Origin of the sequence: Cohnella zeiphila (genome assembly GCF_014212055.1) — a bacterium.
GTDB lineage: Bacteria > Bacillota > Bacilli > Paenibacillales > Paenibacillaceae > Cohnella > Cohnella zeiphila.
Window position 1 is genome coordinate 17,989 of record NZ_JACJVO010000048.1, and the last position, 24,632, is coordinate 42,620.

General features: G+C 60.5%; 19 protein-coding genes. 8 read left to right on the forward strand and 11 right to left on the reverse strand.

The window, feature by feature from the left end; genetic code table 11:
• Nucleotides 1-12: 12 nt before the first annotated feature.
• Nucleotides 13-1,671, reverse strand: a complete 1,659-nt coding sequence (locus H7C18_RS31265) for an ABC transporter substrate-binding protein (protein WP_202887688.1) — start codon at nt 1,669-1,671, stop codon at nt 13-15.
• A gap of 93 nt (nt 1,672-1,764) precedes the next feature.
• Nucleotides 1,765-2,742, reverse strand: a complete 978-nt coding sequence (locus H7C18_RS31270) for an ABC transporter ATP-binding protein (RefSeq protein ID WP_185133053.1) — start codon at nt 2,740-2,742, stop codon at nt 1,765-1,767.
• A gap of 242 nt (nt 2,743-2,984) precedes the next feature.
• On the opposite strand from H7C18_RS31270, the gene H7C18_RS31275 reads away from it, so the two are divergent.
• Nucleotides 2,985-4,376, forward strand: coding sequence for an amidase (locus tag H7C18_RS31275; RefSeq protein WP_185133054.1), 1,392 nt, complete (start codon nt 2,985-2,987; stop codon nt 4,374-4,376).
• A 31-nt stretch (nt 4,377-4,407) separates the two neighbouring features.
• Complete coding sequence (locus H7C18_RS31280; RefSeq protein WP_185133055.1) at nt 4,408-4,590, forward strand: hypothetical protein; 183 nt, start codon at nt 4,408-4,410, stop codon at nt 4,588-4,590.
• 110 nt (nt 4,591-4,700) lie between these two features.
• Here the strand turns inward: H7C18_RS31280 and H7C18_RS31285 are convergent, their stop codons facing one another.
• Together H7C18_RS31285 and H7C18_RS31290 are read right to left on the reverse strand one after the other, a co-directional pair.
• On the reverse strand, nt 4,701-5,684 hold the full coding sequence (locus H7C18_RS31285) for a LysR family transcriptional regulator (protein ID WP_185133056.1): 984 nt from the start codon (nt 5,682-5,684) through the stop codon (nt 4,701-4,703).
• Between the two features lie 65 nt (nt 5,685-5,749).
• Nucleotides 5,750-6,703, reverse strand: a complete 954-nt coding sequence (locus H7C18_RS31290; protein ID WP_185133057.1) for a LysR family transcriptional regulator — start codon at nt 6,701-6,703, stop codon at nt 5,750-5,752.
• 131 nt (nt 6,704-6,834) lie between these two features.
• Between H7C18_RS31290 and H7C18_RS31295 the strand changes: the two genes are divergently transcribed.
• From H7C18_RS31295 to H7C18_RS31310, 4 genes are all read left to right on the forward strand, one after another.
• The gene (locus tag H7C18_RS31295) at nt 6,835-7,455 is read left to right on the forward strand and encodes a cysteine hydrolase family protein (RefSeq protein WP_185133058.1); all 621 of its coding nucleotides are present in this window, start codon (nt 6,835-6,837) and stop codon (nt 7,453-7,455) included.
• Nucleotides 7,452-9,482, forward strand: coding sequence for a methyl-accepting chemotaxis protein (locus H7C18_RS31300; protein ID WP_185133059.1), 2,031 nt, complete (start codon nt 7,452-7,454; stop codon nt 9,480-9,482). The genes H7C18_RS31295 and H7C18_RS31300 overlap by 4 nt, the downstream gene beginning before the upstream one ends.
• Before the next feature lie 363 nt (nt 9,483-9,845).
• Nucleotides 9,846-10,418: a hypothetical protein gene (locus H7C18_RS31305; RefSeq protein ID WP_185133060.1), complete on the forward strand. Its 573-nt coding sequence runs from the start codon at nt 9,846-9,848 to the stop codon at nt 10,416-10,418.
• Between the two features lie 80 nt (nt 10,419-10,498).
• The gene (locus tag H7C18_RS31310) at nt 10,499-11,242 is read left to right on the forward strand and encodes a hypothetical protein (protein WP_185133061.1); all 744 of its coding nucleotides are present in this window, start codon (nt 10,499-10,501) and stop codon (nt 11,240-11,242) included.
• 90 nt (nt 11,243-11,332) lie between these two features.
• On the opposite strand, the gene H7C18_RS31315 is transcribed toward H7C18_RS31310, so the two are convergent.
• Together H7C18_RS31315 and H7C18_RS31320 are read right to left on the reverse strand one after the other, a co-directional pair.
• Nucleotides 11,333-13,366: an ABC transporter transmembrane domain-containing protein gene (locus tag H7C18_RS31315; RefSeq protein ID WP_185133062.1), complete on the reverse strand. Its 2,034-nt coding sequence runs from the start codon at nt 13,364-13,366 to the stop codon at nt 11,333-11,335.
• Between the two features lie 59 nt (nt 13,367-13,425).
• On the reverse strand, nt 13,426-15,174 hold the full coding sequence (locus H7C18_RS31320; RefSeq protein ID WP_185133063.1) for an ABC transporter ATP-binding protein: 1,749 nt from the start codon (nt 15,172-15,174) through the stop codon (nt 13,426-13,428).
• 562 nt (nt 15,175-15,736) lie between these two features.
• Here H7C18_RS31320 and H7C18_RS31325 point away from each other — a divergent pair.
• Both H7C18_RS31325 and H7C18_RS31330 read left to right on the forward strand, forming a co-directional pair.
• The gene (locus H7C18_RS31325; protein WP_185133064.1) at nt 15,737-16,444 is read left to right on the forward strand and encodes a TrkA C-terminal domain-containing protein; all 708 of its coding nucleotides are present in this window, start codon (nt 15,737-15,739) and stop codon (nt 16,442-16,444) included.
• A 20-nt stretch (nt 16,445-16,464) separates the two neighbouring features.
• Complete coding sequence (locus H7C18_RS31330) at nt 16,465-17,907, forward strand: magnesium transporter CorA family protein (protein WP_185133065.1); 1,443 nt, start codon at nt 16,465-16,467, stop codon at nt 17,905-17,907.
• A 35-nt stretch (nt 17,908-17,942) separates the two neighbouring features.
• On the opposite strand, the gene H7C18_RS31335 is transcribed toward H7C18_RS31330, so the two are convergent.
• The 5 genes from H7C18_RS31335 to H7C18_RS31355 all read right to left on the reverse strand — a co-directional run bounded on the left by H7C18_RS31335 (nt 17,943) and on the right by H7C18_RS31355 (nt 24,561).
• Entirely contained in the window at nt 17,943-19,418 is a 1,476-nt protein-coding gene (locus H7C18_RS31335) for a sulfatase family protein (RefSeq protein WP_185133066.1), read from the reverse strand.
• A 111-nt stretch (nt 19,419-19,529) separates the two neighbouring features.
• Nucleotides 19,530-20,369, reverse strand: a complete 840-nt coding sequence (locus H7C18_RS31340; protein ID WP_185133067.1) for a carbohydrate ABC transporter permease — start codon at nt 20,367-20,369, stop codon at nt 19,530-19,532.
• Nucleotides 20,366-21,373, reverse strand: a complete 1,008-nt coding sequence (locus H7C18_RS31345; protein ID WP_185133068.1) for a carbohydrate ABC transporter permease — start codon at nt 21,371-21,373, stop codon at nt 20,366-20,368. The genes H7C18_RS31340 and H7C18_RS31345 overlap by 4 nt, the downstream gene beginning before the upstream one ends.
• Nucleotides 21,374-21,471: 98 nt before the next feature.
• Entirely contained in the window at nt 21,472-22,995 is a 1,524-nt protein-coding gene (locus H7C18_RS31350) for an ABC transporter substrate-binding protein (protein ID WP_185133069.1), read from the reverse strand.
• Between the two features lie 204 nt (nt 22,996-23,199).
• On the reverse strand, nt 23,200-24,561 hold the full coding sequence (locus H7C18_RS31355) for a response regulator transcription factor (protein WP_185133070.1): 1,362 nt from the start codon (nt 24,559-24,561) through the stop codon (nt 23,200-23,202).
• Nucleotides 24,562-24,632 lie beyond the last annotated feature (71 nt).

Sequence of the window (24,632 nt, forward strand, 5' to 3'; positions counted from 1 at the left end):
TCCCTCCTTGATTTATTGAATGGAGACGGTAGTCAAGTCCGCGAACCAGGATTGCGGCTGCACGAAGCCCTTCACCTTCGGCGACAGCGCCCGCAGGTTGAGGTCGTGAACCACGAAGATCCACGGCGCGTCGTCGGCCAGAATCTTGGACGCCTGCTTCAAATATTCGCTCTGCTTGGCGGTATCGAACTCGGCCATCGCTTTGTTTATCAGGTCGTCGTACTGCGGATTGGAGTAGCCTCCGATGTTGATGCCGTTCGGGAAGATCGCCGACGTCGCGAAGAACTGGGAGTAGAACGAAGGCGAGATGGTCGGCAGCGAGATGTTGTACGCGCCCACTTCCTTGTCTTTCGGAAAGCCTTGAATGTAGGAGGTGAGCAGCGTCTGCCATTCGATCGACTCGATCTTCACGTCGATGCCGACGGCCTTCAGGTTTTTCTGGACGTATTCGTTCATTTGCAGCGGCCACATATTGCCCGAGCCGCTCGTCGGCACGAGGAACGTCGTCTTGAAGCCGTTCGGATAACCCGCTTCCGCGAGCAGCTGCTTTGCCTTTTCCGGATCGTACGTGTACGGCTCCGCGTCGTCGCTGTACCAGGCGTGGCCTTTGTACATCGGCTGGGTCGCCGGCGTCGCCGCTCCGCTCAGCAGCGCGGTGCTCATTCCTTCGCGGTCGATCGCATAGTTGGCGGCCTGGCGCACCCGAACGTCCTTCCAAGGTCCGTCCTGGAGATTCAACACGTACGGCCAAATATGCGGGTACGGATTCGTCATGATCTGGAAGCCCGCGCTTTTGAGCTGTTCGATCGATTCCGTCGGCGGCACCTCCGCCCAGTCGATCTCTCCCGATTGCAGGGCCGCGAGCCGGGCGGACGGATCGCTGATCGGCCGCAGGACAAGCTTATCCAGCTTGGGCGCGCCGCCCCAATAGTTCTCGTTCTTCTCCAACACCATCTCCTGGCCTTGCTTCATGCTGACGAACTTGAACGGGCCGGTGCCGACCGGATGGTTGGCGTAATCCTTGCCGCTCTTCTTGATCGCGTCCGGGCTGCCGAACAGAATGTTGGTCAGGTCGTACAACAGGAAGCTGTAAGCCCCTTTGGTCTTGATCGTGATCGTGTAATCGTCCACTTTGCTGTAAGAGTCGACGTAGCGAAGTCCCGACCCGCTGTTGCCCGCAAGCTGGGCGTCGTAATTTTCCGATTTGGGATTCATGATCCGGTCGAGGCCGAAAATGACCGCGTCGGCGTTGAACGGAGTGCCGTCATGGAACGTCACGTTCTTGCGCAGATGGAACGTCCAGAGCGTCGGATCGGTCGCCGACGTCTCCCAGGACTCGGCCAATCCGGGCTTGATCGAGGCCGGCTGATCGGACTTGGTCAAATCCCAGTCGACCAGGCCGTCATAAAGCTGGAAGCCGACGAACCGGAAGCCTTCGTACCCTTCGGTCGGGTACGTGTCGGGCACCGGAATGTTGGCGGCCGTCATGCCGATGATCAAGGTTTGATTCTTCCCCGACGATCCGGAGGACGACCCCGCGGACGCGGAGCCTCCGGCCGCCGCGTTCCCGCCCCCGCCTCCGTCTCCGCAGGCGGACAAGACGAGCAGCGCGGCGATCAGCAAAAAGGCGGTCCATCGTTTGACATTCGCGAGTTCGAGCATGCGTTTCATGTTAACCCCTCCAAAGAGAGCGCAACGGCTCTTTATTTATCTGATTTTTCTGACTTATTTTGTTCTGACTGCTTACCGTTGCGCTGGCGACGATTACTGAGCGACGGGTTGCTCCTCTTCCAACAGATAGCAAGCGGCGATATGGGCCTCCCCGTAATGAGTGAAAGCCGGCGTAACTTCGCGGCACGAGCTGCGGGCCATCGGGCAGCGATCCGCGAACGAGCAGCCTTCGGGCATCGCGGTAATGAGCGGCGGCTGCCCCGGGATCGCGGAGAGCTTGCCCTTCTGGCCCCGCTTCGGCGTCGCTTCAATTAGCCCGACGGTGTACGGATGCGCCGGCGCGGACAGAATCTGGCGGGCGCGGCCGTACTCGACGATCTTGCCGGCGTACATGACGGCGATATCGTCCGCCATCTCGGCGGCGACGCCGATGTCGTGCGTGACCAGGACGATCGACATGCCGTATTCGGCCTGGATCTCCTTGAACAATCGGAGAATCTGCGCTTGGATCGTCACGTCGAGCGCAGTCGTCGGCTCATCCGCCAGGAGCAAGTCGGGCTTGCAGGCAAGCGCCATCGCGATAACGGCGCGCTGCCTCATGCCGCCGCTCATCTCGTGCGGGAAGGCCCGCATCCTTTCTTCCGGCGAAGGAATGCCGACCTTGCCCAGCAGCTCGGCCACTTGGCTCTTCGCTTCGGCCTTGCCGATCTTCCGGTGCGCGGCGATCGTCTCCACGATTTGCTCCCCGACCCGGTACAGCGGATCCAACGCGGACAGCGCGTCCTGGAAAATCATCGCGATGCGGTTGCCCCGAATACCTTCCATCTCCTTGGGAGATTTGGTCAGCAGCTCCTCTTCCCCCAGCTTGATCGAGCCCGAAATTCGCGCTCCGGCCGGCTTCAGGTTTAAGATCGATCGGAGCATCACGCTCTTCCCGGAACCCGATTCCCCCAGGATGACCAGCGTTTTTCCTTTACGTACCTGAAGCGATACGCCTCTGACGGCCGAAACCCTCTTCTTCTGAATGGAGAACTCCGTGACCAGGTTGTCGATTTTCAACAGTTCTGTCATCCCCGCTCCCTCCTTCCACGTTGTCAAACCTTTTGTGTCACCAATACTAACATAAACTTTGCGAATGGAGGATATTGAAACATTCTATACCCTTCCCATGGGTGCAAATCGAGGATTTTATGTTATATTTCTTCACACAAAGAGTCTTGATTGGCTGCGGGCGGCCAAAGCTCACATGCAGTCGTCCGCCCGTCAGCCCTTCAAGATTCTGAAATCCAATCTATCGAGGAGGCCGACGTCTTATGAAAACCATGCATCCCGAACTGACCTACGCCACCATCCACGAGCTGTCCGGTCGAATCCGCAGCCGCGAGATCTCGCCCGTCGAGCTCGCCGAACAGGCGGTCGCGCGAATCGAGCAAGTCAACCCGTCGCTGAACGCGTTCGTCACCGTTACCGCCGAGCTCGCGATGGAGCAGGCGAAGCAGGCCGAGCAGGAATTGATGAAGGGAAACTACAAGGGCCCCCTTCACGGGATCCCGATCGTGCACAAGGACTTGTACTACACCAAAGGAATTCGCACGACGGCCAGCTCGAAGATTCTGAAAGACTTCGTGCCGGATTACGACTCCACGGCCGTCGCCAAACTGGCGGAAGCCGGAACGGTGCTGCTGGGCAAAGTGCAGACGCATGAATTCGCTTCGGGCACGACCACGAACAGCGTCCACTTCGGCCCTTGCCGCAATCCTTGGAACCTGGAGCGCGTTCCCGGAGGCTCGAGCGGCGGAACGGGAGCGGCGGTTGCGTCCGGCATCGCCTATATGGGAACCGGATCCGACACGGGCGGTTCCATCCGCATCCCGGCCGCCTGCTGCGGCGTCGTCGGCATGAAGCCGACCTACGGAAGAGTCAGCCGCTACGGCATCGTGCCGATGGGCTGGTCGCTTGACCATGCCGGCCCCCTGACCCGAAGCGTCCTGGACGCCTCCCTTTCCCTTGACGCCATGTCCGGCTTCGATCCGAAGGACGAATCGACCGTGAACCTGCCCGCTCCCGGCTTGAAAATGGAGTATGCGGAGAGCCTGAAAGGCGTTCGGATCGGCATCCCGACGCGTTACTACTACGACAACGTCGAGGCCGACGTCCTGACCGCCGTGCAAGCCGCCATCGCCAAGTTCAAGGAGCTGGGGGCGGAGGTCGTCGAAGTCGAGCTGTCCAAGATCGGGTACGCCCGCAGCGCCGCGTCGGCCATTCTGATGGGCGAACTCGTCGCCTACCACGAGCCGTGGCTGGAATCCCGGCCGGAAGACTACGGCGCGGACGTCCGCATGATGCTCGAGAGCGGACGGAACCTGCCCGCCTCTACTTATCTTCAAGCCCAGCGTGCGCGCCACCTGGTCGTGCAGGATTTCCTGGACGCGCTGTCCGGCGTCGACGTCCTGCTGACGCCGGCCACGCCGCTGACCGCGCCGACGGCCGAAGATTTCAGCCGAACGCTGCGTCTGGCCGAGTTCACGATGCCGACCAATCTGACGGGGCTGCCGAGCCTGTCGATGCCGTGCGGCTTCTCTCCGGAAGGAATGCCGGTCAATCTCCAGCTGATCGGCCGTCCGTTCGACGAAGCGACCGTGCTCGGCATCGGCTACGGCTACGAATGTAACACGGAGTGGCACCTGCGTCATCCCGAGCTCTAATTCCATTATTTCGATCAGGGGGTTATCAACCATGGAACAGCACCAAAACGCCTCGCAAGCAGCGTCCGCGGCAAGCGATGCCGACGCGAAGAACAAGGAAGTATTCGAGCGGTTCATGTCGGCTTTCAACGGGCTGAAGGAATTGGATCTGACCGATATCGAGCCGCTGCTTCCTCCGACTTACAAGGAGAGCCGCTATCGTACGAAGGAATAACCGAGAGCCGGCGCTCTCGGCGGAGGCCGGTGTTACCCGGTATGGTAATGCCAAGCGTTACCCGGTAATCGCAAGTTGGAGAATCCCGAATTCCGCGATTTCGTCCGGCTTCAGCCCCCGGCGGATGCGGCGGCGAGCTTCGGATAGAGGGTGTCCAGGCGGCTTCGCAGACGAGAGTAGACCGCATCGGCCAGATCGCCGATTGGGTGGAGCGAACCGCCGGCGGCGGTCGAGTAGGTCAGGTAGAGGGGCAGGCGCAGCAGGTCCAGGTCCATCAGCACAACGCGAAAAGGGAGCGGTTCATCCAGCAGCTGCAGAATGCTGACGACGGGAAGGAACGTATAGCCGAAGCCCCGCGCCACGATGTCCAGCGTCACGTCCACGTCGTTCACGATGTGAAATCGCTCCGGCACCGTCCCGAAAAGCCGCATGAATGCCGGTTGGGTGATCTCGCGGAACACCAGCAGCGAGGTTTTGTCGAAGAGGACGAACGGCTTATCCAGCAGTTGGCTTACGCCGGTCATGTCTTCGCCGATCGGCTCGAAGCCTTCCTTCGGATACAGCAGCACGAACCGGTCCTCGAACAGCTCTCGGGAGATCAGATGGGGCTTCTCCGCGCCTCTGTACCTGACGCACAGATCCAATCCGTCGCAATCGATCAAGTTCAGCAGGAGATCCGACGTCTTGTCGACGAACCGGCATTCCGCTTCGGGCGCCACCTGCTGAACGCCTTCGATCATGGAACGCGTGAGCGCCGGATACAGGAACGATTCGACGCCGATCCGCAGCCTGCGCGCATTGGTGACGGCTTCGATCGGGCCGTCCGCCTCATGGGAGTCCCGCTTGCGCAGCAGCGTCGCGGATTCCTCCAACTCCTGGAACAGCTGCAGGGAGTAGGAGAGAAAGAACCGCCCCTCGGTCGTCAGACGAATGCCGTCCCAGCTTCGCTCAAGCAAGGTGACGCCCAGATCGTCCTCCAGCTTGCGCAGCCGGGCGCTGAGCGTGGGCTGGGTAACGTGAAGCGCCTGAGCCGCGCGGGAGATGCTTCGTTCCCGGGTGACCACGATAAAAGAGTGCACGCCGACCGTATCCATGGCCATGACCTCCATTCGCTTTTTGACATCTTGTATGCATTCGCAACCAGAACCTTCAAGGCCCCTTAGGAGAATCGCCCCTCGATCCGATCGGACAATCGGCTGCGGATGCTCTCGATCAGCGCCGCGATCGGATGGCGGGCCGACAAAGCTTCCGAGTAGCTGATATAGACGGGGGAGACCCTGAACGGCGCCGGAATCGTCACCCGGCGGAACGGAAGCGGCCTGCCCGCCAGGTGGGCGATGCTGGAGCCGGGCATGAAGGTGTAGCCGAAGCCGCTGGAGACGATGTCGATCGTAACGGAGACGTTGTCGACGATGTGGAACCGTTCCGGGATGCGGCCGAACAAATACAGAAACACCTTCTCGGTCACGTCGCGATACAGCAGGAGCGGAGAGTTTTCGAACAGGACGAACGGTTTATCGAAAAGCAAGCCGACGTTGCCGAGATCGTCTTGAATGTCCGGATAGTCTTGGAACGGATACATCAGCACCGCTTCGTCGTCCAGGACCTTGACCGACTGCAAATTCGGTTTCGGATGGTAAATGTAGCTGACGCACAGATCGAGGCCGTCACTCTCCAGCATGTTCATCAGCAGATTGGAGGATTTGCTGACGAAGTTGCATTCGGCTTCGGGATCGACCCGCTGAATCGCCTGAATGACCGGATTCATAAAAGCCGGGTACAGGAACGATTCGACGCCGATCCGCAGGCGGGTATCCTTCGTCGCCGCTTCGATCGGCTGATCCAGCTCGCGTGCCGCCCGCTTGCGAAGCAGAGCCGCCGCCTCTTCGAGCTCTTGGAACAACTGCACGGAGTAGGTGAGGAAGAAACGCCCCTGCTTCGTGAGACGAACGCCTTCCCAGCCCCGCTCCACCAGGGCGACGCCCAAGCTGTCTTCCAGCTTGCGAAGCCTCGCGCTGAGCGTCGGTTGGGTGACATGCAGCGATTGGGCCGCCTTGGAGATGCTCCTCTCGCGGGCTACCGCAATGAAGGAGTGCAAGCCTTCCATATCCATGGTCATCCGCCTCCTCGGTATATGTCATATTTTATTACACAAATGCTCGGGTGAGTAGTCTTCAGATGCTGGAATCCATGTTTTCTGAACACAATCTTCGTAAAAAATTTAAATTTTCGGGAGGAATTCGAATGAATACTTGGCTAAATGCAGAGGAAACGGCACTTGTCATTATCGATATGCAGAACGATTTTTGCCATGAGGACGGCGCTTCCGCGAAGGGCGGCATGGCCGACATCCCCGCTTTTCAGGCGTGCGTGCCCAAGATCGAAACGTTGATCTCGTCCGCCCGCTCGTCCGGCGTCCCCGTCATCTTTGTTTACATGACATTGGAGGAAAGTACGAAGTCGGAGGCGTGGAAAAACAAGTTCGGAACGGAAATGTCGATCATCGAGAAAGGAACGTGGGGGACGGAGTTCTACAAGCTTGTCCCTCAGGAAGGCGACGTGCTCGTGGAGAAGCACCGGTTCAGCGCGTTTATCGGCACGAACCTGGACCTCATCCTGCGTTCGATGGGACGCAAGTCGATCGTGCTCACCGGCGTTCTGACCAACGTGTGCGTCGAATCGACCGCCCGCGACGGCTTCATGCTGGATTACAACGTGACGATGGTGTCCGACGCCGTCGCCGGATCGAATCCGGCCGCCCATCAGGCGACGCTGGATAACTTCGCGAACGTGTTCGGCAAAGTGCTGACGTCGGAAGAGATTGCTACTTACTGGACGGAAGCGAGGGACCTCGCGGTTCGATGAGCCGATTCGCCCGGATAGCCCACAGCCCATTGCGCTCGGTCGGCTCCAAGCTGTTCCTGGTCGTGACGGGCGGCATTCTTGCTTGCGTCGTGACGCTGGGCTGGTTCTCCTACGACACCTCTCGCTCCGTCATCGAGCGGAAGGTGACGGACTCCAGCCTGGCCACGACAACCCAGACCGCCGCGCGGCTGGATCTGATTCTGGCGGGTTACGAGCGGCGAACGACCGAGCTGCTCAACGACAGCCGGTTCCAGGATCTTCTCTCGCGGGCCAACGACGCCGTCGCTCCCGAGGCCCGCTCGGCGGCGCGCCAGCTGTCGAGCCTGCTCTCGTCCGAGCTGCAGTACGACAACCTGCTGTCCGGCATCTACCTGATTCCGGCCGACGAGAAACGCGAGACGATCGGAACGGTTGCCGGTTCCGCGGCCCAGCGGCTCCGAAGCGTCTCCCTTCCGCTGCTGGAAGCCCGGCAGGGCGATCCGATCTGGCTGCCGACGCTGAGCAAAGGTTTGTCAGGGATCGAGAACCGGCCGACTATCGTCGTCGCCCGGCCGCTCTCTAACATGAGCTCCAGCAAGCCCTACATGTGGCTCACCTTCGAGATCGACGTGCTGGCGCTGGAACAGGCGCTGGGCACGATTGATTTGGGCGAGGGAAGCGCGGCATACATCGTCGCGGACGACGGCCGGATCGTCTATTCCCCAGTTGCCGGCGAGCTTGCTTCCCCGTACCCGTTCGATCGTCCGCCTTCCGGAGGCTATGCGACCGGTGACCAGAACGGGCGGGCAACGCTGACCGTCGGCGCGGGACTGGCCGAACCCGGCTGGCAGCTCATCGGCAATATTCCCGTGTCCGTGCTGCATGGCGCCTCGGAGCGCATCCGGAATCTGACGGTCCTCCTGTCGCTCGTCTCCGTGGCGGTCGCCGCGGGAATCGGCTTTTACATTTTCGCGTCGGTCTCCCGGCCGCTGCAACGACTGCGCCTGCTGATGAACGACGGGGAAAAGGGGCGGCTGAACGTCCGCTCCGCACTGCGCCGCAAGGACGAGATCGGCGAAGTCGCCGGCAGCTTCGACCGCATGATGGAGCAGATGGCCGAGCTCGTCCGGCAGACGAACGGCTCCGCGGACGAGGTGCTGCAGACCGCCTCCTCGCTCGCCGACGCCTCGCGCCGCACGGCCCAAGCGGCGCGGGAGATCGCCGCAGCGACGCAGGAGATTGCGTCCGGCGCGGTCCACCTGGCTGCCGAATCGGAGCGCGGCAGCGAGATGACCGAGAATATCGGCGCGCGGGTCCGCTCGGTCGTCGGAGACAACGAGGCGATGGGACTCGCCGTATCGGAAGTCGAAGCGGCCGGAGAACAAGGCTCCGCTTCCATGACCGGTCTGATCGGTACGACCGAACGGACGGAAGAGAGCATCCGCCAACTGGTCTCCAAGATCGACGCGTTGCAGGAAAGCGCCGCGGCGATCCGCCGCATCCTCGATCTGCTCGGGGACGTGGCCGCCAAGACGAACATCCTGTCGCTCAACGCCGCCATCGAGGCGGCCCGTGCCGGGGCGGGAGGCAAAGGCTTCATGGTCGTCGCCGACGAGATCCGGTCGCTGGCCGACAAGTCGAAGCTGGCCATCGCGGATGTCCGGACGATCACGGATTCGATCCGGCGAGAGATCGGCGAGACCGTCAGCGCTCTCCGGGAAGTGAATCCCCTGTTCCGAGAACAGACCGCGGCGGTACGCGACGCGGACCGGATGTTCCGGGACGTCCGGGAGCGGATGAGCGGCTTCGTCATCCGCATCGGCAGCGCCTCCGACTCCGTCGACCGCCTCGGAGAAGCGCAGTTCGCGCTGGCCTCAGCCATGGATACTGTCAGCTCCGTCGCCCAGCAGGCCTCCGCCACTTCCGAGCAGGTCGCTTCCCTGAGCAACGAGCAGCTCTCCGTCAGCGATAACCTCGTTCGGCTGGCCGATCGGCTGGAGTCCGTCTCCGGCGAGCTGCGGACGTCCTTATCCCGCTTCGTAGTTTAACGACGTCAAAAGGCTGTGTTCCCTGCGGGAAACTTTCGCGGGAGACACGGCCTTTTTGGGGTTCGAGCCGGAGCGGTCGGTTAGCGATATGGTAATAAACGTAACGAAATACAAAAATCCGTCGATATAGTAACTGTTAAAAGGATTGATCATGAACCAATAGGGGATTTCAAATTGGCTTACTCCATCATGGCGTTTCTTCTTTTACTATGGATTATCATCCGGTTCGTACCCCTTATGATCTTCATTGCATTCCCCATAGCAGCGATTTTCTACTATGTTTTCATAGCTGCATCCTTTGGGTACGCCATCTACTTGTTTTCAACGAGCAAAAGGTGGCTGTCTTTCAGGAGAGTTCTCGCCATGGTTTTTCTGATTCCCGTCGCCGTAGTTATATATGCTGAGATTCGGGAAGATTTGAAGCCCCGCTATGTAATGCCGGATAAAAAATTAATAGAATCCTATATCAGTCGAGAATACTTCACTTCTTCAGAATCATTGGATTTGAATGATCTTGAGGTAACATACAGCAAGCCAACCAAAGAACTGCAATTAACTTTGAAAACCAAGTCAAACGATTTCCTTGCAGGCTTGGAATACAATTTAACGGCTCAAACTTTCCTTGATCGTCTGTATCAAGAATATATCGAAATTCCAAAAAACCTTACAAAGGCATCGCGCATACCCCAGTCGATTACATTGAACGGATATTGGGGAGAAGCCCGGTTGTTCATTGCGCATTTTCAAAAGAAGGACAATCACTTTCAACTTGTTGCGCCGTATCCCTACTTAAGACTGATAAGCTCCAATAACAACTGGTACTTGGAGTATCGCGACGATAACAGCGGAGAGACAAATCGATTGCTGGTAAAAGAATTCAAACGATCAAGCGATTACCAAGTTGACTTCTTTGCCGCCGTAGCCGATGAGACGTGATGCTCGTCCGGCGTTTACGGAGCATCAATCAGCACCTCTCTTCCGAGAAACAAGCGAAAAAAAAGGGACGGGAATAACCAATGCAGAAGCGTCCAAAGCTCCAAAAGATGATGTATCTGTTGCTGGCCGTATGGCTCGCGGGAATTTACCTGAACTTCTCCGAACCCAACATCCTCTTCACCATTGTCTTTACTCTCTACACCATTCCGGTTGCAGGCGGTTCGCTAGCCTACTCTCTTATGTTTTTCAGACGGGACAAACCAAAAAAGCTCAGCGATAAAGCAGCGGGAGTTGTGTTCCTGGTTCCTTTTCTTGTACTAATGTTCCTTGCTCTTCATCAGTCGCTTGCTCCCAAACCGACTCCAAACGAAGATCAGATCCATGCTCTCTATGAAAGTTATCTAAAGGACGATGCAGTGGTAATAGCCTCAAATTTGTCCAATTATAATGCCGAAAAGAAAAGCCTTATCCTGGATATTGCTCTAAATTCTGATTCGTTTCTCAGTCAAACAGAAAGGAACCCGCAAACGCAACAAGCGCAATCTTTCATGCAATTGCTCCAGCAAATTTATATTGAAATCCCTCAAAGACTAAATGAAGTTTCTAAAAAGCCAAAAACCATCACCGTCTATGGCTACTGGGATAGACAGCAAATTGTCGAGGCAAATTTCGTGATGTCCCATGACCGTTACGTACTGAGCGCACCTTATCCTGATCTAAGATTAGCAGGTTACAACCGCGAAATTTACTTAAAAACAGGAACGGATGTCGCTATCAAAATTCCTCTGCGCTTCGAGTCGCCGTTTGCCTTATACCTCATCTAACAACATCATCTTGCCAAAGCAAAAGAAGCCTCGCCCTGAAGACTCGTTTCGTCTTGGAGAGGCGAAGCTTCTTTGTTCTATCGACCGTGATTACGCGCTTAGCACCGCCGTGCCACCGCCGGCTTGGAGCTGGTACATGCCGTAGTACCGGCCCTTCAGCTCCATGAGCGTCTCGTGGTTGCCGCGCTCGACGATCTCGCCGTGGTCGAGGACGAGAATCTGATCGGCCTGCCGGATCGTCGACAGCCGGTGGGCGATGACGAACGTCGTGCGCCCTTTCTTCAGGACGTCGAGCGCCGCCTGGATGATCGCCTCGGTCTCGGTATCGATGCTGGCCGTCGCTTCGTCCAGGATGAGAATCGCCGGGTCGTAGGCGAGCGCCCGCGCGAACGAGATGAGCTGCCGCTGGCCTGCGGACAGCGTGCTGCCCTTCTCGATGACCGGCTCGTCGATGCCTCCGGGCAAGTTCCGGAACATATCGTAGGCGCCCACGTCACGCAGCGCCTGCTCGACCTTCTCCCGGCTGATGGCCGGGTTATCCAGGCTGACGTTGGACGCGATCGTACCGGTGAACAGGAACGGATCCTGCAGCACGATGCCCATATGCTGGCGCAGGAGCTGCTTCGGAATGTCCCGCACGTCGGTTCCGTCCACCCGGATCAAGCCGTGTTCCACATCGTAGAAGCGGAACAGCAGGTTCAGAATCGAGCTTTTGCCCGAGCCCGTATGGCCGACCAGCGCGACCGTCTCGCCCTGGCGGGCCTGGAACGAGATATTCTTCAGCACGTTCTCCCCGGCCTTGTACGCGAACGTGACGTTCTCGAACGACACTTCGCCTTTGTAGCGCGGCAGCGTTCCGGTCGCCACGTCGACGCCCGGTTCGTCCAGCAGCGTGAACACCCGTTCCGCGGATACGCGCGCCGTCTCCAGATTCGCGAGCTGGTTGACGATGCCGACGATCGGCTGGAACATCCGGTTCATATAGTCGACGAACGCGTACAGCACGCCCACCGTCACCGCGCTTCCGAACAGGTCCCCCCAGAACAGCCACACGACTCCGATGAAAATAATGTTCCGCAGCACGTTCACCAGGTTGTGGGACGTGATCGAGTTCAGGCTGAGCATCTTGTTCTGATACGTATAGAACTCCTGGTTGTGCCCGTCGAACTCCTCCATCGTCTGCCGCTGGCGGCGGAACGCCTGGATGATCGGCATCCCGTTGATCGACTCGTTGATCATCGCGTTGATGTCGCTCAGCTTCGTGCGGATGACATGGTTGTAACGGGCCGCGTACTTGCGGTAGACGATGATCCAGACGATCAGGATCGGCACGAGCGGCAGCGCGATGAGCGCGAGCGTCGGGCTGAGCACGAACAGCGCTCCCAGAATGGCGGCCATGTACACCGCCCCGGTGAAAAAGTTCGCCAGCACCGCGACAAACAGCTCCCGGATCGCCTCCGTGTCGTTCGTGATGCGGGAGACGACCTTGCCGGCCGGCAGGTTGTCGAAGTATTGCACCGGCAGCCGCTGCGTATGGGCGAAGACGTCCTCGCGCATCCGCTGCACGATCCGGTTCGCCGACGTCTGCAGCAGCAGCCTCTGGCCGTACGTGAACACGGCCGCGAGCAGCAGCAGGCCGAAGTAAGAAGCCGCCAGCGTCAGAAGGCTCGGCATCTCCGGCTTATAGAAGCGGTACAGCTCGGACGCGCTCAGCTTCGTGACCGGATAGGCCTGCTCGCTGCCGTCCTTGGCCTTCACGGTCAACGTGCCGTCCGATACGCTGCGAGCGCCGTCCGCGAAACGGGCGGCATCTTCACCGGCCAGCCAATAGTAACTGCGCCCGACCTGCAGCACATGGGCCGCCGCTCCCCGCGGCTCGCCTGCCGAGAAGCGGTCCTCCCGCTTGTAGAACTTGCCGTCGTACTCGGCCGTCATCTTGCCGCTCGCCGAAGTCTCGTACCAGGTTTTCTCGACGCCGAGGATGTTCTGGTCGATCATGCGCTTGGCGATGAACGGACCCATCAGCTCGACGGTCACCGAGAGCGCGAGCAGAATCAGCGCCAGAATAATCGGCTTCTTATAAATAAGGGCGTATTGAAGCAATCGCTTGCCTGTTTTCCCCACGGATTCGCACCTTCAATCTTTTTCGGAATTCGATCGGTCCGGTCAGGCCGGATTAAGGATTAGGACGCCTCGACCATCGCTTCGAGCTGCTGGCGGTCGTACTGCTCCTTGTACCAGCCGCCGAGACTCAGCAGCTGCTCATGCGTTCCTTGCTCGACGATCTGTCCTTCGTCCAGAACGACGATCCAGTCCGCGTGCTGTACCGCCGACAGGCGATGCGTCGTGATGAGCGTCGTCTTGCCCGCCCGCTCGGTGCGGATGCCCTCGATGATCTCGGCTTCCGTCTTGGCGTCGACCGCCGACAGCGCGTCGTCGAGCATCAGGATCTCCGGGTCGGCGATGAGCGCCCGGGCGATGCTCACCCGCTGCTTCTGGCCGCCGGACAGCGCCACGCCCTTCTCGCCGACGAGCGTCTCGAGCCCGTCCGGGAGGAACCGGATGTCCTTGGCGAACGAAGCCCGGGCGAGCGCCCGCTCCAGCTCGTCTTCGGTCGCGTTCTCGCGGCCGAACAGGATATTCTCGCGAATGGTGCGCGAGAACAGAATCGGCTGCTGCGGCACGTACCCGATCCAGCCGAGCAGCCGGTCGATCTCGACCTGCGCCAACGGGACGCCGGAGACGGAGATCTCCCCGCTTCCGAGAGGGTATTCGCGCAGCAGCTGCTTCAGAAGCGTCGTCTTCCCGCTGCCGGTCCGCCCGACGATGCCGAGCGTCTGCCCGCGCTTCAGCGCCAGATCGATCCCTACCAGATTGTCGATAGACGAGCTCGGGTAGCGGAAGGTGACGCTGTTGAATTCGACGCTCTCCGGCGTCTCGACCGGAACGAGCCCGTCGCCGTCGTCGACGTCCGGCTTGTAGCCGAGCGTCTCGTTGACGCGGTCGAGCGAGGCGTTGCCCCGCTGCATGATATTGATCAGCTCGCCGATGGCGAACATCGGCCAGATCAGCATGCCGAGGAACACGTTGAACGAGACGAGCTCGCCCAGCGTGATCTCGCTGCGGAACACCAGATAGCCGCCATAGCAGAGCCCGATAATGTAGCTGAGGTTGACCAGCACTTTATTGGTCGGCTCGAACAAGGCGTCGATCTTCGCGACCGCGATATTGCGCCCGAGCACTTCGTTCGTTTTCTCATGGAACCGGTCGCGGTCGGCTTCTTCCTGAACGTAGGCGCGGATGACGCGGACGCCGGAGACCGATTCCAGCACCTGGTCGTTCAGCTCGCCGAACGAGTCCTGGGCCCGCATGAAGCGGTCGTGGATCTTGCGGCCGAACGTCGTCATGAGCAGCGCCAGGATCGGCAGCGGCAGCAGCGCCGCGAGCGTCAGCTTCCAGCTGATCAGCACCGCCATCATGAACAGCAGCGTCAGCATGAACAGAGACGAGTCGATCAGCGTCAGGATGCCGAAGCCCGCCGTGTTCGAGATCGCCCACAGGTCGTTCGTGGAACGCGCCATCAGGTCGCCCGTCCGGTTGCGTTCGTAGAACGTCGGCGTCATTTTCAGAAAATGCCGCATGAGCCGCTTCCGCAGCAGCCTCTCCAGCACGAAAGCCCCGCCGAACAGCTGATACATCCACACGCAGGTGATTCCGTAGCTGATGACCGTAAGCGCGCCCCAGAGCACCAGCGTCTGGGCGAATGCGCCGCCCGACATCGTCCCGTCGTGGATGCCGTCGATCGTAAAACCGACCAGCTTCGGCGGGATGACGTCCACGATGCCGCAGATGATGAGCAGCCCGATCGCGAGCGAGTATCTTCGCCAATGCATTTTGAAGAACCAGCTCAGCTTTTTCAATACGATGAACATTCTTCTCTCCCACACCTTTCTGTCTATCGAAATTTCGCCATTCGGAAGGTCCAAAAAACAAGAGGCATACCGCCGCAAGCGATACGCCTCTTGTCATCGGACCGGAACACACGTTCCCTTCCGTCCGTGTAAGAAAGGCGCACGATTACGGTAACGTAACCATGCGCCTGGGATAGTGAACCCGATTAGATCCGCGCGGATGGATTACGTTCATGCGATTGGCGAGTGCGGCGGGTAAAAGTTGGAACAATCATGTCGTTATGCATGGAACGCAATCCTCCTTTCCAAATGTGAAATCTATTTGACACTTTACACTGGGCAACGCGTGCTGTCAATCGGTTCGGCAGAGATTTTCTGGTTTTTTTCGGAGAGCTCCTCCAAAAGGGATCGAACCCCTCCTTGAAGCATCCTCGACCCGGGGATCGAGGCGGTTTTCGGCAAATTCCTCCTGCTTACGCCCCTTGGGTCCCGGGGTAAAGGGAGAATACAAGCATCCCGTTGAGCGGAACCGTTCGGGCCTCGCCGCGGCCAGGTCCCGACGGTCCGGGAAAGGCGGAACGCCATGGCGATCATCGCGGTCTATCTGGCCATCGTTATGCTGGTCATCGAAATCTCCGTCGTTCTCGTGGAAGCGACCGGGCTCGAGCGGCGGGTGGCGAGGTTCCAGGTCGTCTCGCTGCTGACCGGAACCGGCTTCACCACCCAAGAGTCGGAGCTCATCCTGGGGCACCCGGTCCGGCGCCGGATCGGCATCTTTCTCATCCTGTTCGGCGCGTTCTCTCTCGCGGTCGTCATCTCGATCATGAGCAGCCTGCTGATCCGGGACTTCCGGCTCGCGCGGCTCGCCGCGGCGGCGGCCGTGCTGCTGGCGGCCTTGCTGGGGCTGCGGACTCCCGCGGCCGGACGCTGGCTGAACAACCGGATGAGCGGCCGGTTCCGGATGACGTTCGAGATTCATGAGCTGTCGGTGGAGGAAGCGCTGCTGTTCTCGGGCGACGACGCGTTCCTGGACATTCCGATCGGTCCCGACTCCCCCCTGCGGGGCCGAACGCTCTCCGGCCTGAGCGAGAGCCAGGGCGATCTGAACGTGCTGGTCCTCAAGCGCGGAACGGTCATGATCCGAGATCGGAGACTGGACACGGAGCTGGAGGCCGGGGACGTTCTCTATGTCTACGGAGACCGTGCGGCGATCGCGCAGGCGTTCGAACGGGATATCGCCTACAAGAAGAAGCTGCAGGAGGACGAGAAGCAGGCGCAGACGCCGCTGTAAACAGAAGGGAAGTGCGGAAGATGAACGACAAGCTCGACTTGCGGGACAAAAAGCTTCGCGAAGCGCAGCTGCAATTCCTGTTTCCCTTCTCGCTCGAAGCGAACGGCCAGCGGAAGATGCGGGACGTGCTGCTGGGCGAAGGGTACGACGCGTTCAGGCTGGACGAGCTGGCGCTCGAGCGCCGCTATTACGGGAAGCGGCGGGTGTCCCACCGGGAGATGGAGAGCTACTATTTGCCGTTCACCAGCCACATCCTCTACCCGGACGACGACAATCCCGAATGCTTTCAACGGCTGAGCAAAGCGCTGAACGCCGAAGCCGAACTGGCTTCCCCGTCGGCACGGTGGCGGTTCGCCATTCATTCCACGGACGTCGTGCTCACTCCGTTCGACACGGGTTTCCTGACTCTCCGGGTCGGGCTATCGGGGGAGGGGCTGTCCCTGACCCAAGCCGTCGAATTCGCCAAGCGGTTCCGCGTGCTTCAGCATCCGGCCGGGGAGCAGCCGGAAGACCGCGTCGTGTACGAAGGCCGGACGTACGACCAAGTCGAATCGTTCCTGTTCGAGGCGCTCGTCCCGCGAACGATGCCGTTTCTGGACCGGTCGTCGATGAACGACACGTACTTCGAGAAGCTCCCCCTGCTGATCGACGAACGCATGTACGTGATCGCCTTGTACTTGTTCGACGAGCAGGAGGACATCTCCCTGATCGACCGCTACCGGGCTACCCGCCTGGACGGCATGGACGAGGAGGGCAAGCCCTACGTGAGCGCCAGCCATCTTCCATACATCCGGGGCTATTGCCGGGACACCGGCTACGACCGCTGGGCGCCGGACACGTTCTATCTGGCCGACGAGAGCAGCTTCTGCTGCCTGACCCGGGCTCCCGACAAGCTGGCCGACCGGCTGGCCGGGAAGATGTACGGCGAGTACTATTACGGCTTGCTGCTGAACCTGTTCCATCGCATCGTCCTGCTCAAGCTGTCCACTTCCTACTCCAAAGTCCAGCTCGAACGGAATCCGGAGGAGACCGCCCTGCTCATCCGTTCCATCACCGCCTTCTCGGCCAAGTACTATTTCCTGGAGGTGGCGTCTCAGTCGCAAGGGCGCGAGATCTTCCTCCAATTGCGCCGAATGTACGGCAACGACGAGCTGTTCGAGGACGTCAAGCAGACGCTGAACGATCTGTTCCAGTACCAGGAGAACTCCACTTCGAAGCGTTCCAGCTACTTGCTGACGGTGCTCACCATCTATACCGTCATCAGCGGCATCTACGGCATGAACCAGGTCATCGACGATTTGAAGGGACGGATCCGCTGGTCGGTCGTTCTCTCGTATTCGCCGTTCCAATGGATCGCTCTCGTCGTCACCGTGTCCGGGCTCGTCGTCGCCTTCGGGCTGACCGTCAACGTCCTGTGGAAGTGGGCCGCCGATTGGTTCCGCCGCCGAATCCGTCCGCTGTAAGCGCGAAAAGCGCTCCCCTCTAGGAGCGCCCCTCTTCAAAATCTTCGATCGGTCTTCATGGGCACGACGTCGGCCGTTTCCATATAGAACGTGAGCAGCCTCTCCTTGAGAGAAGCCAGCACGCCCGCAAGCTCCGGATCGTCGATGCGGTTGTCCGTCTCGCGCGGATCGCGGCGCAGATCGTACAGCTCGTCGCTTTCGTAGAAGCGCCTGACGTACTTGTAGTCGCGCGTTCGGCACATGACAGCTTTCGTATGCTCGGGCCCTTCCTGCTGCTGCAGGCCCACCCGGGGCCAGTACAGACCGGCGGATGTCCCCATCGACGTGCTCTCCAGCTCCATCGCCTGCGTCTCTCCGTGCAGCCGTCCCCCTTCGGAAAATACCGCGTCCCGGTGCTCGTCGCGTTCCCCGGCCAGCACCGGCAGCAGCGAGCGGCCGAAATGGGTGTGCCCCGGCGTCAGGCCGACGAGCGCCTCCACCGTCGCGGGGAAGTCGATCAGCTCGACGAGCGCATCGCTGACCCGCGGCTGAACGTCCACCCCCTTCGGCGGCTTGATCAGGAACGGGACGTTGGTCAGACAATCCTCGAACGTGTTTTGCGTCTTTTCCACCAGTCCGTAATCTCCCGTAAAGTCCCCATGGTCGGAAAAGAAAAATACCGCCGTGTCGTCGTAAAGACCCGCTTCCTTGAGCGCGTCGAGCAGCAGCCCGAACTGGTGGTCGACGCGCGCGCACATGCCGTAATACGTCGCCCGCAGCTCCCGCCAGCGATCCTCGGTCCATCCTTGCAGCTTCTGGCGATCGTAGATGCCTTTGAGCAGGCTCGGCTTCTTCTCCCAATCCGGCGCGGGCGTCCGCTCCGGCAGCCGATCCCGGTCGATCCGGCCGAACCACGGCTCTTCGACCCCGTAAGGGGGATGGGGGTACAGAAGCGGCAAATAGATGCACATCGGCTTGTCGTGCGGCGCGTTGCGGATAAAGTCGATCGCGCCGAGAACCATCGCCCAATCTCCGTCGTAGTAGGCTTCCTCGTCCGGCGCTTTCTCCAGGCGGCCGGCATAGAACGAATAGTAGTTGTCTCCTTCGGGATCGCCGCGCCAGCCGTCGGCGGCATGCAGGTTCGTCTCCGGGCGCGGCAGCTTCTCCGGCTTGTACTTGATGTCGCAGTAGGCGTCGAAGCCGTTCTGGGCCGGCACGAGGTCGTTCTTGCCGCCCCACCATACCTCGTAGCCGTTGTCCTTGAGCGTTCGCAGCAGAACCGGCTCGTCCTCCTGCATCATATGGAACATCGTGCGGTGGCCGCGCACGTGCGGATACCAGCCGCTCATGAACGAGCAGCGGCTCGGCGTGCAGACGGGATTCTGGCAGAACGCGTTGCGGAACGACACGGCTTCCGTCCCGGCGAGCCGGTCCAGGTTCGGCGTGACCGCGGCTTCGTTGCCGAGATGCCCCATGACGTCGGCGCGCCATTGATCGGGGTTGAAGATGACGATATGCGGTTTGCCTGACATGCTGTTTCCTCCTTCGGCGATCGGATTTGTCTACTTGCGCCGGATAAGCCGCGGCGACGCCGGACGCGCCCGCGGCGGTTCGTCCGGCTCGCGTTCGCGGCCCGCCGCCGGTCAGCCTTTGACCGAACCGGCGATGCCGTTGATAAAGTAGCGCTGGAACAAAATGAAGACGACCATGACCGGGATCAGCGAGATGGAAGCGCCGGCGGCCATGCCCGACCAGTCGACCGTGTTCTCCCCGGTGAACGAGAACATGCCGACCGCGAGCGTCCGCAGCTCGGGCTTGTTCAGCGTGAAGATCAGCGGGACGAAGAACGAGTTCCACGTCCAGATGAACTGCATGATGACCGTCGTGGACACGATCGGCAGCGAGAGCGGCAGCATGATCTGCCGGAACGTCCGGAAGAACCCGCTGCCGTCGATCTCCGCCGACTCTTCCAGCTCCTGGGGAAGCGACCGGAAGTGCGCCGTGTACAGCAAAATGAACAGCACGTGGGCGCCGGACGATTCGGCCAGAATGACGCCGGGCATCGTGTTCAGCAAGCCAAGGTGCTTGATCAGCTGATAGACCGGCAGGATCGTGTACCCTTTCGGAATGAACATCGTCGCCGTGAACGCCGCCAGAAGCACCCGGGCGCCAGGGAAGCGGACGCGTCCGAGCGCGTAGCCGGCGAGCGCCGACAGGACGACGACGATGACGACGGTGGCGGCCGTGACGATCGCCGAGTTGGCGAAGTACGCCGAGAAGTGGCCGACCCGCCATGCCCGGGAGAAGTTGCTCCACTGGGCGCTCTCCGGCAGCAGCCGGATGCCGGAGGCGATATATTCGGTGTTCGTCTTCAGCGAAGAGAACAGCATCCACACAAAAGGATAGACCCACAGCGCGCCGAACGTCAACAAAGCCAAGTGCAGCAGCGCGTTCGTTCCGCGTCTCGCGACGAGTCGCCTCATTCGCGCCCGCCTCCTCTCGCGGCGGCGGCGCGGCGAGGCCGCTCCCCGCGTTCCCTGGACGCCTGCACGAGCCAGCCGAGCAGCAGCGTCAGCAGGAAGATCGCGAGACCGAACACGATGCCGGCCGCGGAAGCGTACCCGATCCGCGGGAAGCCGCTCGTGTTGAAGGCATAATTGTAAATATACAGATCGACCGTCTCCGTCGCGTAGAAGGGTCCTCCGCCCGTCAGCGTCTTCACCAGGTCGAACACGTGCATGCTGTTCACGACGGTGAGCAGCAGCACGACGGCGGCCACCGGCCTCAGCAGCGGCAGCGTGACGTATCGCAGCACCTGCGCGCTTCCGGCCCCGTCGATCCGGGCCGCCTCGAACGCTTCGCCGGGAAGCGACTGCAGGCCCGCCAGCCAGTAGACCATCGCCATGCCGAAAAACTTCCACGACCCGACGAGCACCAGGACGCCCATCGCCGTTCCCGCCTGCCCCAGCCACGGCACGGGCTCCGAAAGCAGCCCCAGCTTAAGCAGCAGGCCGTTCACGAGCGCGTTCTCGTTGCCGAAAATGAACTTCATGACGATGCCGACCGTGGAAGCCGCGGTCACGACGGGCAGGAAATAGACCGTCCGATAGAACACTTTGCCCCGGAAAACGGCCCGATTGAGAACGAGCGCCAGCAGCAGCGACGACGGGAGCAAGATCGCCGCCGTCGCGCCGATGTAGATCAGGCTGTTGCGGAAAGCGTTCCAGAACGCAGGATCCCGCAGCAGCTCGGAGAAATTGCTCCATCCGACGGAATCCTCCAACGGACCGATGCCGCTCCATTCGTAGAACGAATAGACGTAGCTCATCGCGATCGGATAGATCGTGAACGCGGCGAAAAAAACGACCTGCGGCAAAACGAACAGATACGCCCACGCGTACCGCGTTCTTTTCCGGCGGGAAAGCGTCACAACGGAGCGAGACGCATCGGTCCGGACCGTCATCGCCTCGTTGGCTCCCAAGGACATGGCGCGAACTCAACTCCTTTCCTCCAAACGGTACGGCGGGCGGGAACGCGGACGCCGGATGCCCCGACCGCCTCCGTTCTCCATGCCCGCGGCCCCGCTCATTTCGCCAATTCCGCGTATTTGTCGCTCGTGTACGGCTCGAACGGCGTCCAGTTCGGGAATTGGTAGTCCGTCGCCGAGATTTTCGCGCCCGACCGGCTCACTTTGTCGATCGATTCCTTGAGCGCCTGATTGTAGCCCGCGCTAAGCTGGGCCAGCTGCCCTTTCAAGTCCGTCACCTGTCCCGCCAAATATCCTTCGACGATCTGCCCGACGTTCTCCTTCGGCTTCTTGCCGTTCAGCTCCGTGTTCACCTGCACCGCCGCTTTGTTGCGCGTATACGGATGGGGCGACAGGATGAACGCCTTGTCCTGAATGTCCTGCGCCTGCAAGAACTGAGGATTGTCGACCTGGGTCGTCTTGTTCTGTTCGACGATCGGCGAGCCTTCCACGCCGAGCTTGAGCTGGTTCACGTAGAAATGATCCATGTAATAGTTCAAGAACAGCTTGACTTCCTCGTAGTGCTTCGTGTTCTTGCTGACGTGCACCGTCGCCTTCGTCTCCCCTTGGAACGCGTAGTAGGAGGGCTTCCCGTCCTTCGTCGGAAGCGGCGCGACGCCGAAGTCGTTAAACTTGTTGTTCTGCTGAAGCTCCGAGGACAGGAACGTGCCGTCGATGACGAACGCGGCTTTGCCTGCGGCGAACAGGCTGGAAGCTTCGCGGTAATCGATGACGAGGCTGTTCGGGTGAAGCAGCTTCTCGTCCTGCAGCTTCTTGAGAAATTCGACCGATTCCACATAGCCCGGAGAATCGAATTCGTATTGCCCGGTCTTCAGGTTGAAGCCGTCGTTCGGGACAACCTCCGGCTTGATCGCCGTCGCCATCTGCCCGATATAGCCGGTGACCAGCCAATCCGTCTTGATGCCGAGAATGAGCGGGTAGACGTCGCTTCCGACCTGGCGGATTTTCTCGCCGACCTTCTCCAGGTCCTCCCACGACTTCGGAACGTCGTTCTCCGTCAGCCCCGCCTTGGCCAACACGTCCTTGTTGTAATAGAGCATGTGCGAGTACCGGCGCGGCGTGAAGTGGGGCAGCGCGTAGACGCTGCCGTCCAGGGTCGTGTACCCTTCCGTCCACGTTCCGTCGTAAAATTGCTGCTTCCGCTCGTCCGTCAGCACGTCGTCGAGATTGTGGATCAGCCCGAGACGGTTCAGCTGGTCGATCGGCACGGCGTTGGAGTTGGCGAAGATGTCCGGCAGGCTGTTGCTGGAGATCGCGGCCTGAAGCTGGGCGGGATACTGCGAAGAGACGATATCGGGAAAATCGACGTGAATGTTCGGATAGTCCTTCTCGAAGTCGGCGATCGTCTGTTCGATCGCCTGCCGCGATTCGGGCCAGCGGCTCCAATAGGTAATGGTGACCGGCGCTTTCGATCCGGACGCCGTGTCGGCGGCGGCTGTGCCGGATGCGGTGCCGGATGACGTTCCGGATGCCGTAGAACCGGTCTGCTCGGAGGAGCAGCCCGTTAACAGCAAGGAAATGGCGGCGGCCGAAGACAACAGGCCGAAGGCGATTTTGTTCATGAGGACACTCCCTTGAAGGTAAAGTAGGCTCGTCTTCGCTTCTCCGGTCGTCCGGTCGCCAGCGGCATATCTTTAAATTCGGATCGAGTAACTCGGATTAGACTTGGCGCCCATCCGTCTTGCCGCTCGATCTCTCTTCCCCGCATTATACCGTAGCGCCGGTTCGGCGGCAGCGGGAATGATTTAGCGCCTTGGGCGAACTTTTTAGCGCGGCCCGCCGGATCGTGTGCCGTGCAGCCGGCGGTATTCGCCCGGCGTCATGCCGAACGCCTGCTTGAACAAGCTGCCGAAATAGCGAAGATCGGCATATCCGACCGCCTCCGCCACGTCGGCTACCGGGTCGTTGCCGGCGAGCAGCAGGAGCCGGGCTCTCTGCATTCTTCGTTCTACCATATAGCGGACGAACGGAACCCCGACCCGCTGCTTGAACAGGCGGCTGAACGTCACCGGATGAACGCCCAGGCGGGAGGCCGCTTCCTCGAGCGATAGACCCGGGCCCTCCCCGTTCTCGAGCAACCCCAGCACTTCATCCCAAGCTGTCGCCGCAACCGGCCGCGGGGGCAAGTACGCATCCAACGCTTTCAGCATCCAGCCCCGCAGCTCCGGCCACGTTCGCAAGACCGCCAGCTCCGCCGCACGGTCTTCCGTCCGGCTCCCCAACCCGGAAGCCGGAGATTCCGCGAACAGTCCCTCGTCCAGCCAATTCAGCAGCTTCTCGCACTCCCGCTTCAACGCCTCGGCGCGAATCCCCTCCAAGGCGCCCAGCCAGTCGGCGGCGGAGCGGTTCAACCGTTCCCGGTCCCCTTTCTTCGCCGCCAGCAGCACCTGGCGGCGAGCGGCAGCGGCCTCCGGGGGGACGGCATAAGGATGGAGCCGGGCGGCTCCGCTCGCCGGCGGTCTCCCATAGAACCGGCGGTCTTGCCACCGCCCGAGCTCGGCTTCCCACGCCCCCGGGAATTCGTCCGGCCGGAAGAAGACCGTTCCGGACGGCCAAGACGCCGCGGGGACGATGTCGGCCTCGACGTCCCCGTTCCGGACGCTCCCGATCGCGAGCGCCTCCGCTTCTTCTCCGGACTCGCGGAACCGGACCGTTTTGCCGGCGCGCTCGTCGAACCAGAGCGACAGATTCCCGTCTCGGCGGACGATTCCGCTTCCCGCATCCCCGCGGAGCCGGACGCCGACCTGCTCCGCGAAACGGGCCGACATCCCTTCGTATACCCGGGCGACCCTCTGCCGCAACTGCTCCCGGTCCGCCGGCTTCAGCATATAATCGAGAGCTCCTCTTTGAAGCGCCGTTCGCGCATAGTCGAAATCCTCGTAACCCGTCAGAACGATCGCCTCCGTCATCGGCCGCAGACGCTTCGCTTCCTGCAGAATCGACAGGCCGTCTAGCTCCGGCATCCGAATGTCGACGAACAGAAGATCCGGCCTCACGGCGACGATCCGCTCGAGCGCCTCCTGACCGAACCCGACGTCGAACACCTCTGCGTAAGGATGGCAGCCCCTCAGCTTATGGACGATGCTTTCCCGTACCCGCTGCTCGTCGTCGGCCACGCAAATTTTCATGGGAGATCCCCCTCAGGCTCATTTTCGTGTACAATATCATATTAAACCCATCAAATTAATCGGGAGAGTTG